13 protein-coding genes and 1 tRNA gene are annotated in these 12,927 nt (G+C 68.4%); 3 read left to right on the forward strand and 11 right to left on the reverse strand.

Annotated features, from left to right (window positions below; translation table 11 throughout):
* Nucleotides 1-44: 44 nt before the first annotated feature.
* The 6 genes from JNK84_RS04945 to JNK84_RS04970 form a co-directional block, all read right to left on the reverse strand.
* Complete coding sequence (locus JNK84_RS04945) at nt 45-989, reverse strand: ABC transporter permease (RefSeq protein ID WP_293421166.1); 945 nt, start codon at nt 987-989, stop codon at nt 45-47.
* 64 nt (nt 990-1,053) lie between these two features.
* Nucleotides 1,054-2,649 (reverse strand): ABC transporter substrate-binding protein, encoded by a 1,596-nt coding sequence (locus tag JNK84_RS04950; protein WP_293421168.1) that lies wholly within the window; start codon nt 2,647-2,649, stop codon nt 1,054-1,056.
* 79 nt (nt 2,650-2,728) lie between these two features.
* Entirely contained in the window at nt 2,729-3,187 is a 459-nt protein-coding gene (locus tag JNK84_RS04955) for a RidA family protein (protein WP_293421170.1), read from the reverse strand.
* Complete coding sequence (locus tag JNK84_RS04960; protein ID WP_293421172.1) at nt 3,180-4,160, reverse strand: NAD-dependent epimerase/dehydratase family protein; 981 nt, start codon at nt 4,158-4,160, stop codon at nt 3,180-3,182. Before JNK84_RS04960 ends, JNK84_RS04955 begins: the two co-directional genes overlap by 8 nt.
* 9 nt (nt 4,161-4,169) lie before the next feature.
* Nucleotides 4,170-5,303, reverse strand: a complete 1,134-nt coding sequence (locus JNK84_RS04965; protein ID WP_293421174.1) for a mandelate racemase/muconate lactonizing enzyme family protein — start codon at nt 5,301-5,303, stop codon at nt 4,170-4,172.
* A 380-nt stretch (nt 5,304-5,683) separates the two neighbouring features.
* Nucleotides 5,684-5,757: transfer RNA gene (locus tag JNK84_RS04970), tRNA-Gln, on the reverse strand.
* A gap of 214 nt (nt 5,758-5,971) precedes the next feature.
* Here JNK84_RS04970 and JNK84_RS04975 point away from each other — a divergent pair.
* The 3 genes from JNK84_RS04975 to JNK84_RS04985 are packed head-to-tail and all read left to right on the forward strand — an operon-like array spanning nt 5,972 to nt 8,946.
* Entirely contained in the window at nt 5,972-7,099 is a 1,128-nt protein-coding gene (locus JNK84_RS04975) for a Ppx/GppA phosphatase family protein (protein ID WP_441343203.1), read from the forward strand.
* On the forward strand, nt 7,096-7,791 hold the full coding sequence (locus JNK84_RS04980) for an RlmE family RNA methyltransferase (protein ID WP_293421178.1): 696 nt from the start codon (nt 7,096-7,098) through the stop codon (nt 7,789-7,791). The genes JNK84_RS04975 and JNK84_RS04980 overlap by 4 nt, the downstream gene beginning before the upstream one ends.
* 51 nt (nt 7,792-7,842) lie before the next feature.
* Nucleotides 7,843-8,946, forward strand: coding sequence for an FAD-dependent oxidoreductase (locus JNK84_RS04985; protein ID WP_293421180.1), 1,104 nt, complete (start codon nt 7,843-7,845; stop codon nt 8,944-8,946).
* 5 nt (nt 8,947-8,951) lie between these two features.
* Here JNK84_RS04985 and JNK84_RS04990 read toward each other — a convergent pair whose 3' ends face one another.
* The 5 genes from JNK84_RS04990 to JNK84_RS05010 form a co-directional block, all read right to left on the reverse strand.
* The gene (locus tag JNK84_RS04990; protein WP_293421182.1) at nt 8,952-9,455 is read right to left on the reverse strand and encodes a DUF3016 domain-containing protein; all 504 of its coding nucleotides are present in this window, start codon (nt 9,453-9,455) and stop codon (nt 8,952-8,954) included.
* A gap of 66 nt (nt 9,456-9,521) precedes the next feature.
* Nucleotides 9,522-9,740: a hypothetical protein gene (locus JNK84_RS04995; RefSeq protein WP_293421184.1), complete on the reverse strand. Its 219-nt coding sequence runs from the start codon at nt 9,738-9,740 to the stop codon at nt 9,522-9,524.
* Entirely contained in the window at nt 9,737-11,425 is a 1,689-nt protein-coding gene (locus tag JNK84_RS05000; protein WP_293421186.1) for an FAD-dependent monooxygenase, read from the reverse strand. Before JNK84_RS05000 ends, JNK84_RS04995 begins: the two co-directional genes overlap by 4 nt.
* 16 nt (nt 11,426-11,441) lie before the next feature.
* Nucleotides 11,442-11,672 carry a GDCCVxC domain-containing (seleno)protein gene (locus JNK84_RS05005; RefSeq protein ID WP_293421188.1) on the reverse strand — a complete coding sequence of 77 codons (231 nt, stop codon included), beginning with the start codon at nt 11,670-11,672 and terminating at the stop codon, nt 11,442-11,444.
* Nucleotides 11,673-11,733: 61 nt separating this feature from the next.
* Nucleotides 11,734-12,759: a histone deacetylase family protein gene (locus JNK84_RS05010; protein WP_293421190.1), complete on the reverse strand. Its 1,026-nt coding sequence runs from the start codon at nt 12,757-12,759 to the stop codon at nt 11,734-11,736.
* Between the last annotated feature and the right edge of the window lie 168 nt (nt 12,760-12,927).

A 12,927-nucleotide genomic window follows, 5' to 3' on the forward strand; every position in this document is an offset into this window, starting at 1 on the left:
CGTCCCTCGCCGGATACGCGCATCGTGCCCATGAAATCCGCCCCCTAACCCACCTGCACGCGCGGATCGATCACGCGGTAGAGCATGTCGACGCCGAGATTCACCGCCATGGCCAGAACAACGACGATGAGCAGCGCCCCCTGCAGCACGGGATAGTCGCGTGTCTCGATGGCCGAGAGCATGAGCCGACCGAGGCCCGGCAGCGAGAACAGGCTCTCGATGATCACGGCGCCGCCGAGGATCTGGACGAGGATCAGCCCCATGAAGGTGACGAGCGGGATCGCGACGTTGCGCAGAACATGGCGGAAGAACACCACGTTGCGCGTCATGCCCTTGGCGACGGCCGTGCGCACGTAATCGTCGGTGAAAGCGGAGACGACGCTCTGCCGGACGAACTGGCTGTAGGCGGCGGCCTGCAGAACCGCGAGGCTGACGATCGGCAGCGCCATGATCGACAGGTTTTCGCTCAGCGACTGCGTCGGCGACACGTAGAGCAGCGGCGGCGACCAGCCCGTCGCCGTCGAAATGCCGACGAGCAGCATCAGGCCGACCCAGAAGACCGGCGCCGCCAGCCCGAACAGCGTGAAGGACTGGACGATGCGGTCGACAAGCTTGCCCTCGTTCATTGCCGCGATCACGCCGAGCGGCACGCCGATGGCGGTGGCGAGGACGAGCGTCGCAACGGCGAGCTGGAGCGTCACGAGGAGCGCCGAGCCGATCAGCCCGCCGACCGGCTGGCCACGCGTCCAGCTGGTGCCGAGATCGCCCGAGACGACCCGCGACAGCCAGCCGAGATATTGCCGCCAGGCGGGCTGGTCGAGCCCGAAGAACTCGCGCAGCGCCTGCGTCGCGACGGGATCGCTGGTCTGGCCGAGCATCTGGCCTACCACGTCCCCCGGCACGCTGCGCATCATCAGGAACACGACGATGGAGGCGAGGAGCGCGGTCAGCACCGATGCCGCCAGTCGCTTGATCAGATAGACGGCCATGGTTCCCTTTCAGATGGGCCGGGCCGGCCGGAGCGAGACTGCCCCGGCCGATCGCTCCGTCGCGTCAGGACGCGATCCAGGTCTTGGCGAGGCCGTAGAACCAGCCGGTGGCGTGCTGGTCGTAGTTGCGCACCTTCTCCGCCCGCACCGTCACATGGTCGGCGCTGAACAGCATGATGGTCGGGACGCTCTCGGCCACGATCTGCTGGAAGCGGGCGTAGATATCCTTGCGCTTGGCCGGATCGCTCTCCGTCCGCCCCTCGTCTAGCAGCTTGCTCGCCGCCTCGTTCTTCCAGTTGCGGAAGTCGGCGCCCTGCGGCATCGATCTGAAGTGCCGGTAGAACAGCAGGTTCGGATCGGGAACCGTCGCCCAGTCGTTGAAGGTGAAGCCCATCTGCTTCGACTGGAAATTGCGGATCCAGACGCCGATCTCGACGCGCTGGATGGCGAGCCTGACCCCGATCTTGGCGAGCTGTTCGCGCAGCGTGACGGCCGCCGCATCCATCCAGTCGTAGCCGATGATGGTGGTCAGCGTCAGGTCGAAGCCGTCGGGGTGGCCGGCATCGGCAAGGAGCTTCTTCGCCGCCGCGATATCGACCTTCTGGTTCGGCAGCTTGTCGATCGGCACGCCCCAGGCTTCCTGCATGCTCGCGACCATCGTGCCGATGACCACGCCATAGCCGCCGACCGAGGCGCGCATGATCTCGTCCTTGTCGACAGCCAGCGAGATGGCGCGACGCACGCGCTCGTCGTCCAGCGGCTTCAGCTCGGAGCCGAGATCGATGGCCTTCTGGTTGAACGACGGCGTCCGCCCGACGACGAGGCCGCGGACGTTCTCCACCTGCCGGATGTCCTGCGGCCGGGTCAGCGGCGCCATGTCGATGCGGCCGTTGCGCAGGCCGACGAGCAATGCCGCGCCGTTCGGCACGCTGACGAAATTGATGCGGTCCAGATAGGGAACGCCCGGCTCCCAGTAATCGGCGTTCTTGGCCAGCGTCACATTGCTGTTCGGCTTGAACTCGGCGAGCTTGAACGGGCCGGTGCCGACCGACACCTGATTGAGCCTGGTCTTCGCGTCGGGCGCGTCGAAATAGCCCGACGGCACCACCGCGCCGTACTTGTTGCCCATCGTCATCAGGATGGCGGCATTGGGCGAGGACAGCGTCATCTTGATCGTGTGGTCGTCGGTCGCCTCGATGGCGCTGATCAGACCGAAATCGCCGGCGCCGGGAGAGCCGTTCTTGGAATCGCGGATGTAGTTGTAGCTGTAGGCCACATCCTTCGCGGTCATGGCCCCGCCGGTGTGGAACTTCACGCCCTTGCGAATGCGGATCGTGTAGGTCAGCCCGTCGGGCGACAGGTCATAGCCCTCGGCCAGCAGCGGCAGTGCCTTGCCGCCGGAGGTCTCGTAGAAGAGGCCCTGATACATCAGCACGGTGATGCGGATGCGCGCCTCGGCGCCCTGATGGAACGGGTCGAGCCCAGGGGCCTCCAGCAGCAGGCCGACATTCAGCGTGCCGCCGCTCTTGGCATCGGTCGCCTTCGGACCGTAAAGGTCATCCGCAAGCGCGGGGCCGACCAGTGCGGCGGCAACGGCCATGCCGCCAAGCGCCAGCAGCGCGCGGCGATCCAATTGATTGAGAAGGGTCGGTAGCGTCATAGCTCGTCTCCGTTCGGGCCGTGTCCCCTCAGTCCCCCGTCCGAGCCCGCGGCGGAGGCGGTTGAATGGCGTCGTCGGCCTATTCGCGATAGGCCACGGTCATCTCGATCTCGACCGCGGCATTGCGCGGCAGTTCGGCCACGCCGATGGCGGAACGCGCGTGGCGGCCTGCCTCGCCGAAAATGTCGCCTAGCAGGTTCGAGGCCGCGTCGAGCACCTTCGGCTGGTCGTTGAAGCCGGGTGCCGAAGCGACGAAGCCACCGACCTTCAGGATGCGCTCGATCCGATCGAGCGAGCCGAGCGCCTGTTTCAGGCAGGCAAGCCCCTGAAGAATGCAGATGCGAGCCTCGCCCTGCGCGATCTCCAGCGACACCTCGGCGCCGACCTTGCCGCGAACGACGATATCGTTGCCGATCTTCGGCAACTGCCCCGAGACATGGGCGACGCCGCGATGCAGCGTCACGGGAATGTAGTTGAAGGCCGGTTTTGCAGCCTCGGGCAGTTCGATGCCGAGTTCGGCGAGCTTCTTCTCAAACATGGGCGGGCTCTGTTGCGTTCAGGAGCGACCGGACGAGGCCATCGAGATCATGGGCCGGCCGAAATCCCGTATCGGCCGCGAAACGGCGGCCATCGACCAGCGGAAAGAGCGTCGCGGGTTCGGTGCGCTCGTAGGCAATGCGCGCGGATGGGCGGAGGCCGCGAACCCGGTCGATGACATCCGGCACCGAGGCGGTGAAGCCCGCGAGATTGTAGATGCCGCGCAGCGGCGCTCCATGCGTCAGGGCCGCGAGCATGGCCTCGGCGACGTCGGAGACGGCCATGAAATCCAGCGGACGGTCGTGGAAGGCGATGCTCGCCGTCCGGTCCGCGGCGACATCGGTGAAGACCCTGGCGATGGCGCTCGCGACGCCTTCGTACCAGAGGCCCGGTCCGAGAACCAAGGGAAGGCGCAAGCCCACGATCTCCAGCCCGTCGCGGCGCGCGTGGTAGGCGGCGGCGCGCTCGGCCAGTTCCTTCGTCAGGCCGTAGGCGGTCAGGGGGCTGGTCGGGTCGTCCTCGGTGACGGGCGTGGGACCATAGGCCGAGGCCGGCCCATAGACGACCGTCGAACTGGTCCAGACGACCCGCGACACACCGGCCCTAGCGGCCTCGTCCAGCAGCGTCGAGAAGCCGTTGACGTTGACCGCGATGGAGCGGGCGAGATCGGCCTCGCCGGTGCGCATCAGGCCGAGACGGCCGGCGCCATGGGCGACGCAGGACACGACGAAGCGCGGCTCGTAGCGCGCGAAGAGCGCGGCGACAGCGTCGCGGTCCTCGATCGAACCGGTCACGTCGATCATCTGACCCGCCACATCGGCGAGCAGATCGTCCGCCATGGCCGGACCGAAAACCACAGGCCTGGCCCCCGCCCGCACCAGTGCGCGCACGACATGGGAACCCACGAAACCACGCCCGCCCGCGACCAGAACGGTCGCGCCCGAAAGGTCCTGAGGGACGGAAGGCGCGCTCATCGCCCGTGCCTATCTGACGGCGAAGCGGTCGACCGCCTGCCAGTCGATCTCGACGCCAAGGCCCGGCGCTTCCGGCACGGCAAGGCGATCACCCGAGGCCCGCAGCGGATTGCGCAGAAGACCATCGCGCAGGGGATTGGTGCCGAGATCGTATTCGACCAGCGTCGGTCGCGGCACATTGTTGGAATGGGGTGAAACCGGCAGCGAGGCGACGAAATGCACGGCCGCGGCAAGGCCGATGCCGCTGCCCCAGACATGGGGCGACAGCCTGAGATGATGCTGGATGGCGAGGGCGGCGATCAGCCGGCCCTGCCACAGCCCGCCGCAGAGCGAGAGGTCGGGCTGGAGCACGTCGACCGCGCGCCGCTCGACGAGGTGCTGGAAGTCGTGAACCGTGTAGAGCGCCTCGCCGGTCGCGATCGGCACCGGGCTCCAGCGCTGGAGCAGCTCGTAACCGCGGATGTCCTGCGGCCCAAGCGGCTCCTCGACCCAGCCGATGCCGTGCGGGGCCATGCGGGCGATGCTCTCGCGGGCGAGATCGAACGTGTAGTTGGAGTTAATGTCGACCATGATCTCGACATCGGGTCCAAGAATGCGGCGCGCCGTCGCGACGCGGTGCTCGTCATTGGCTGGCGAGACGCCGATCTTGATCTTCACCGCCTTGTGGCCCGCCTCGGCCATGGCGGCGATCTGCGGCTCGAAATCGCGCTCGCTGTTCTCGGTGAGATAGCCGCCCGACGCGTAGATGCTGACCTCGCTGGCCTGCCGGCCGCCGATGAGGCGATGGACGGGCAGTTTCAGCGCCTTGCCGGCGGCATCCTTGGCCGCCATGTCGATGCCCGAGATCGACCAGGTGAGCGCGCCCTGCACGCCGAAATGGTAATGGCGCGCGTAAATCAGCGCGAAGACCTGCTCGACATCGAAGACGTCCGCGCCGACCAGATAGGTCTTCAGCAGCGGCAGCATGGCGATGTTGACCTGCGGAATGCCCCAGGCCTCGCCGATGCCCTCGGTGCCGTCCTCCAGCGTCAGGCGCACGATCGTGGTCGCGCGGGCGGTGGCCAGCGACTTCGCCATGCCATAGGCCTTGCCCGCCGGCAGGGCCGTCTGAACCGCGATGAAGGCGATATCCTTGATTTTCATGGGCGCTGCGCCGCTCACCAGTTCAAGCCGGATCAATCTCGCCCAATAGTGAGCCAATCGAGCAGAGGGTCAAGCTTGCAGGGCCGTCGGCGGGGAGCAGGGCCGCCATGCCCAATTGCTTCCGGTCAGGTCAGGGGGAGCAATTCGACGAGCCGGCGGACGTGGAGACCGGAGTGGCGGGGCGGCGCAGGTTCGGCGAACGCGCCGGGACCGCCGGCGATTCTCTTGCCGGCCATCGGGCTCTTGCCTGCGCCGTGCCCCTTGTCGAAACAGCGGCGCTCCCGCGCCGCGAAGCCCCCCCGAGCGGACGGCGCGAACGCGAGTACTGGCGAGGCCCCGAAGACCTGCGTAAATGACTGATCTTGCTGGGAAACGCCGGCTGGCTGGGGGACCTGGATTCGAACCAAGATTAACGGAGTCAGAGTCCGCTGTTCTACCGTTGAACTATCCCCCAGCAGGGCCGTGTGAAACGGCCCGGTCGCCGGTGCGAGGCGCGGTCATAGTCGATTGCCGCGCGGTGTTCAAGACCCGAAGCCGGAGCCATGCGCGCGACGGCCTTCGCGCTTGCGGCGCGGGGTGCGGCTGTTACATTGGGAGCAACTGAACAGATCAATCGGTCCGTCCGTCGAGCGCGCCCGCGTGCTCCGGGCTCCGATGGAAAGGTCGCCATGGCCCACGGACCGCCGAGCGGTTCGCCGGGAGTATCGGGCGTGCAACCGGCAACGGCGGCTGGAGCGGGGGATGACCGCGCCCGGCAGCCGCACCGGCCGCGCAGGCTATATGCCGCGCTCGACCTCGGAACCAACAATTGCCGCCTGCTGGTGGCGAAACCCGAAGGCGCGAGCTTCCGGGTCGTGGACGCGTTTTCGCGCATCGTCCGGCTCGGCGAGGGCCTCGGCCAGACCGGCCGCCTGAGCGACGCGGCCATGGATCGCGCCGTCGAGGCGCTGAAGGTCTGTCGCATGAAGCTGCGCGACCGGCAGGTGGCGCGCGCCCGACTGATCGCGACGGAAGCCTGCCGGCAGGCGACGAACGGCGAGGAGTTCATCCACCGGGTGAAGGACGAGACCGGCCTCGCGCTGGAGATCGTCGACCGCCACACCGAGGCGCAGCTGGCAGCGCAGGGCTGCGTGCCGCTGGCCGACCCGAAGGCGCGCGGCGTCATCCTGTTCGATATCGGCGGCGGCTCGTCCGAACTGGTCTGGCTGCTGCCGCGCGGGCCGGGCCGCAATGGCGGACCGCCGACGGCCGAGATCCTCGGCTGGACCTCCCTCCCCGTCGGCGTGGTGACGCTGGCCGAGCGCCACGACGGCAAGCATGTGACGCGCGAGAGTTTCGACCGCATGGTCGACGAGGTGGCTGCGATGATCGAGCCCTTCGCCCATCGCGCGGCGATTCAGGGTCAGATCGAGCACCTGCACATGCTCGGCACGTCCGGCACCGTGACCACGCTCGCGGGCGTTCATCTCGGCCTGCCGAAGTACGACCGCCGGCGTGTCGACGGCGCCTGGCTCGGCGCCAACGAGGTGGACGTGATCCTCGACCAGCTGCTTGCCATGACCTACGAGGACCGCATCGCTCATCCCTGCATCGGGGCCGAGCGTGCCGATCTCGTCCTTGCCGGCTGCGCCATTCTCGAAGGCATGCGCCGGCATTTCCCCTGCCAGCGCCTGCGCGTCGCCGATCGCGGCCTGCGGGAGGGCATCCTCGTTGGCCTGATGCGGCAGGACGGCGTCTGGCGCAGGCCCTTCCACCACCGGCCCCATGATTCCGGCTATCAGGGAGAGCGGCGATGACCACCAAGACCGGCGGCGGCCGCCAGCTTGCGGTGCGCCTGAAGACCGCCAAGAAGCGCACCACCAGCCAGCAGAAGTGGCTGGAGCGCCAGCTCAACGACCCCTACGTCGCCCGCGCCAAGCGCGAGGGCTGGCGCTCGCGTGCGGCCTTCAAGCTGCTCGAGATCGACGACAAGGCGAAGCTGCTCAAACCCGGCCAGAGGATCGTCGACCTCGGCGCGGCCCCCGGCGGCTGGCTGCAGGTCGCGGCCAAGCGCATCGGCCTCGATCAGGGCAAGGGCAAGATCGTCGGCATCGACCTTCTCGACATCGACCCCGTCCCCGGCGTCGCCTTCATGAAGGGCGACTTCACCGCCGACGATGCGCCGGAGCGGCTCAAGGACATGCTCGGCGGCGAAGCCGATATCGTGCTGTCCGACATGGCGGCCAATGCGACGGGCCACCGCAAGACCGACCAGATCAAGATCATCTATCTCGCCGAGCTTGCGATCCAGTTCGCCCGCGAGGTGCTGGCGCCCGGCGGCCATTTCCTGTGCAAGGTGCTGCAGGGCGGCACCGAGGGCGACCTTCTCAACGACCTCAAGCGCGATTTCGCCACGGTGAAGCACATCAAGCCGCAGGCGAGCCGCGCCGATTCCAAGGAACTCTACGTGCTCGCCATGGGCTTCCGGGGCCGCGCCGAAGAGGCGTGACCGGCTCCGGGCCCGGCCCGCGCTCGCCATGCGCGATCGGAGACTGCGGCCATGGACAAGTCTGCCAGGATCCTGATCGCCGGCGCCGGCCCGGTCGGCCTTGCCGCCGCGCTGGAACTGACGCGCCGTGGCTTCCGGCCCGAGATCATCGACAATGACGGCGAGCCGACGCCGGAATCGCGGGCGCTGGCGGTCAACCCGCGCACGCTGGCGCTGCTGGCCCCGAGCGGCGTCACCCGACAACTGCTCGCGAAGGGACACAGGGTCGACGGGTTCCTGCTGATGGACGGCGACCAGCCGCTGGTCCAGCTGGACATGGGCAATGCCGGCAGCCCCTACCCCTTCCTGCTGAGCTATCCGCAATCCGAGACCGAGAAGCTGCTGATCGACGCGCTGGCGGAACGCGGCGTCGCCGTCGGCTGGCACACCCCGCTGGAGAGCCTCGATACCGACGGGACGGGCATCGTCGCCAACGGCGCGCCCTACGAGGCGCTGATCGGCGCGGACGGATCGCATTCCTTCGTCCGCAAGGCCATGGGCATCGGCTTTCCAGGCACCAGCGAACAACAGGAATTCGGGCTCGCCGACATTCGTTTCAAGGACTGGCCCCACCTCTGGGACAAGGCGGTCGGCATGTTCCGCGACGACCACGTGCTGGCCTTCATTCCGATGGGCGAAGGCTTCGGCCGGTTCATCTCGACGCGGCCCGACACGCTCTCGGTCCTGCCGGACGGCGCGAAGGCCGGCGACGTCATCTGGCAATCGGCGTTCAGGATCAGCTACCGGCAGGCCGAAACCTATCAGAAGGGCAATGTCTTCATCGCCGGCGACGCCGCCCACATCCATTCGCCGATCGGCGGGCGCGGCATGAATCTCGGCATCGAGGACGCCTGCTGGCTCGCCTGGATGCTCGCCGAGGGTCGCAGTGATGGCTATACGCAGGCGCGCCATCCGGTTGGCGCGGAGGTGCTGCGGATGACCAGCCTTCCCACCAGCTTCCTCGCCTCGAAGGCACGCTGGCGAAAGCTCTTTCTGCGCCTCGTCCTGTCACCGCTGCTCGGCCATTCTTTCGTCCAACGCAGGGTCATCCCCGCCTTGCTCGGCCTCAACAGCCCGGCCGCGCCCTGGCTCGCCGCGAAGGGGCGGCTGGCATAGCGGTCCTAGCCGCGCGCCGACGGCCGCGCTTCACCGAAGCGGCGGCGGAACCAGTCGCGCAGCATGGCCTTCTCATAAGGCAGCCACTCGCTGGAATTGCGCGCGCGGACATTCGACAGGTAGTTCCAGTCGAGCAGCGTCTCTTCGCCGCGCGCCACCACCCTGCCCCGCTCCTCCAGCACGTAGCGCAGCCTGACGCTGGGCGGCGACATCTCGCGCATGACCCGGACATCGCCGAGCCGCGAGGCGAAGGGCTGGTTCCGGCCGGCGAGGTCGATGTCGAGCACCTCGATTCGCAGGGTCTGCCCGGCCCGGACATGGCGTGCGCCCTCGGTCTTCAGGAAGCGGCCGAACTCCGCGACCAACCGCTCGCGCGTGTAGCTGTTGCGGAAATCCTCATCGACGAAGCGCTCGGGCTGGACGAAGCGAATATCGACGCGCGCGGCGGCGGCACTGGTCAGGGCGGCAAGGGCGGCAAGAGCCACAAGAAAGGCGCGCAGCAGCTTCATGGCAGTCTCCCGCGTTCACGAGGTGCACCTGACGCCGCGATTACGGCGGGTGCAGGGCGGAACCGATCAGGATGCCGCGACGGGGCGACGCTCTCCCTCGCCCTGCGCCGCCTCGATGCAGGCGGCGAGGTCGATTGCGGCGCCGGCCCGATGCACCATGACCATCGCCAGCCGCGTGAGGAAAAGCGCTTCGTCCTTCGGACCGGCGCGGTCGATCGCCGCGGCCAGCTGCTCGTAGGCGCTTTCCATGTCTCCGGAAGATCGCGGTTCGGCTGGATGGTTCATGCGGTCCTCCCGAGACAGGCATCGAGCGTCGAAACGACTTCAGCCGGCACAAGCGTCTTCCAGCGCCCCGCGACATGCAGATCCGGACGGATGAGATAGACAGCCCCTCCCGTCGCGCCGTAGCGCTCTGCAAGGTCACCGCCGTTGCCGATCCTGACCGTGCCTGCCGGCAGGTCACCGGCCTCTCCGACCACGACCGCCCGGAACAGCGAATCGCGAGCGGCGAGCGCTTCAAGCAACGCGCCAACCGAATCCGTCACGGGGCCATTGGCAAAGACCAGCGCGGTGAACCCCGCGCCCACCAGGTCGCTCAGGAAGCGCCCGTCCGGCAGCCGGACGTTGGCGAGCGCGGCACCGGAAGCCGGCCCCGCGGAGAACGCCCCGTCGCGCGCCGGATAGGGGGTCAATGGGCTGTCCGCGTAGGTGTGCGGCTGCATCTGGCGCGGGTTGGCGAAATCGCGCGCGAAAGCCTCGGTCGCGGCCAGCGACAGCACGGCCTCGCGCACCAGGCGGTGCCCACGCGTCGGCGGCGTCATGAAGCGCGCGCTCTTCCCCGCATTGGCGAAGACGTCGAGCGTCGCGCCGCGCCGCTCCGGCGTGTAGCTGTCGAGCAGCGCCTCGCCCGCCTGTCCCTTCAGGACATAGGCGAGCTTCCAGCCGATGTTCTGGGCATCGGCGAGGCCGTTATTGAGGCCCCGCACGCCGAAGATCGGCACGATATGGGCGCTGTCCCCAATGAAGGTCACCCGGCCGTGGCGATAATCGTCGAGCGCCAGCGTGTTGGCGGTGTAGATCGACCACCATTCCAGTTCCCAGGGGCCCTGATGGCCGATCTCGGCGAGGATGGCGCCTACCCGGGTGCGAATGTTCGCCTCGCCGATCGCCTCGTCCGGGTTCTCGCCGTCGCGCAACTGGTAGTCGATCCGCCAGATGTCGTCCGGCTGCCGGTGGATCAGGACGGTGCCGCCGGGGTTGGAGGCCGGCTCGAACAGCGCCCGCCGTTCGGTCGGATAGGCGTGGTCCATCCTGACATCGGCGATGACGTAGCGGCCCTCGTAGTTCTCGCCCTTCAGCCGCAGGCCGAGCTGCGAGCGGATGGCGCTGCGCGCGCCATCGGCCGCGAGGACATGGGCGGCCCGGAGCGAATAGCCGCCGAGCGGCGTCTCCACCGCCAGCGTCGCGCCGTCCGGCCGGCTGTCGATGCCGACCACGGTGCTCTGCCAGCGCAGGTCGACCAGTCCGGTCGCGACGCAGGCATCGTGGAGAAACTGCTCGATGTACTGCTGCTGCAGATTGTACATCGGCCGGAACTTCTCGTGGTCCGAATCCGGCATGTCGAACCGATAGATCTCCTCGCCGCGATAGAAGCTGCGGCCGGTGGTCCAGCCGAGCGCCTTGGCGAGGAAGGGCGCGACCGCCCCCACCTGCTCCAGGATGTGGAAACTCTGCCGGGCGACACAGATCGCCCGGCTGCCGTCATTGAACGTCGCCTTGGCGTCGAGCACGACAGACCGAACGCCGTATTTCGCCAGCGTCAGCGCGGCGGTCAGCCCGACCGGACCCGCCCCGACGATCACCACCGGATGGATTGCGGCGGCGCCGTCCTGCTCCGGCGCGCGCCGCGCGGCGAAATGCGGATAGGCGAAGTAGAGCGAATCGAGCGGTCCCCTGCCCTCCGGTCGCATCGTGGGCCCCGCGCCGCTAGGGAACCGCCGGCCGCCAGCAGCTTTCCGTTCCCGCCGATGCCGCCGACTGGATCGGCGGGCACGGCACGTCGCCGTAGGAACAGAACACGCAGCAGTCGCCGGCCTTCGGTCGCAGCAGTTCGCCGCATCCGCTGCAGCGGTAGAAGAACTGGCAGGCGTCCTTGGGCATCGCTTCGGTCGCGCGGTGGCCGCAAAGCGGGCAGGTGATCGTCGATTCGTCCGTCATGACCCCGCTCCTGTTCCGGTTCGCATGTGAACCGATCGCCGCGCAGCGCGCGAATGTCCGCTCAGGCCGCCGCCTCGAAGCCGCCGAGCACGGCGGTCAGGTTCGGACCGAGTTGGTCGGACAGATAGCCGCCTTCCTGCACGAACAGCGTCGGCAGGCCGAGCCGGGCAATGGCCTCGCCCGCCCGCCGGAAGCCGTCCGCCGTCACCTTGGCGCCGCCGAAGGGATCGTCCGCCGAGGCGTCGAGGCCGAGGGCAACGACCAGCGTGCCCGGCGCGAAGGCAAGGATCGTCCGCGCCGAGGCTTCGACCGCCGCGACATAGACGTCGTCGCCGGAGCCGACCGGGATCGGCAGGTTGAGGTTGGCGCCCTCGCCGGCCCCTTCGCCGCGTTCGTGGGCATAGCCCCAGAAGAACGGGTAGAAGCGCGAGGGATCGGCATGGACCGAGACGGTCAGCACGTCCGGCCGGTCGTAGAAGATCTCCTGCGTGCCATTGCCGTGGTGGATGTCGATGTCCAGCACCGCCACCCGGTCATGAACCGAGCGCAGGTGCTGCGCCGCCACCGCCGTGTTGTTGATGAAGCAATGGCCGCCGGCCATGTCGCGATAGGCATGGTGGCCGGGCGGGCGGCAGAGCGCATAGGCGGCGCGCTCGCCCTCGATGACAAACTCCGCGGCCGTTACCGCGACATCGGTGGCCGACGAGGCGGCCGTCCAGGTATCGGGGCCGATGCCGCAGGCCATGTCCTGCATGTACCAGCCGGCCCGGCCGGTGAGCGAGGCCGGCATCGTGCCCTGCCGGCGGACGGGGTGGACGTTGCCCAGCACCTCGTCGGAGGCATCGGCAAGCGTCTTCCACTCGACGGCCGCCTCTTCGAGGAAGCGCAGGTAGTCGACAGAATGAACGCCGAGCCGCGGCCCCTGCCCGAAAACTTCCGCCGGCACGAGTTCGTGCTTGCCCGCCTTCAGCCCGGCCGTCAGCCGCTCGGCGCGCGCCGGCCGCTCCTCGCCCTGCGCGAATTTGCCGCGCAGAATGAAGCGCTTGGGGTCGTGGCCTTTGTGCAGGTCGGTGAAGACGGCTTTCATGGATGTGGACTCGGCATTTCAGGGAAAGCCAGACACTGCCGCCGCCGCGCCTCGCGAGCAAGGACCGATGGACATCGCGCTGAACCGCCTCGCTCCGCGATACGCCGCGCCGGCGCATCTCGGCTGCGGCCGCGGCGGTTGTCCCGCGCCGAGGCGCGGCTAGGCTGC

The sequence above is a fragment of the Phreatobacter sp. genome, from assembly GCF_016793595.1.
Classification (GTDB): domain Bacteria; phylum Pseudomonadota; class Alphaproteobacteria; order Rhizobiales; family Phreatobacteraceae; genus Phreatobacter.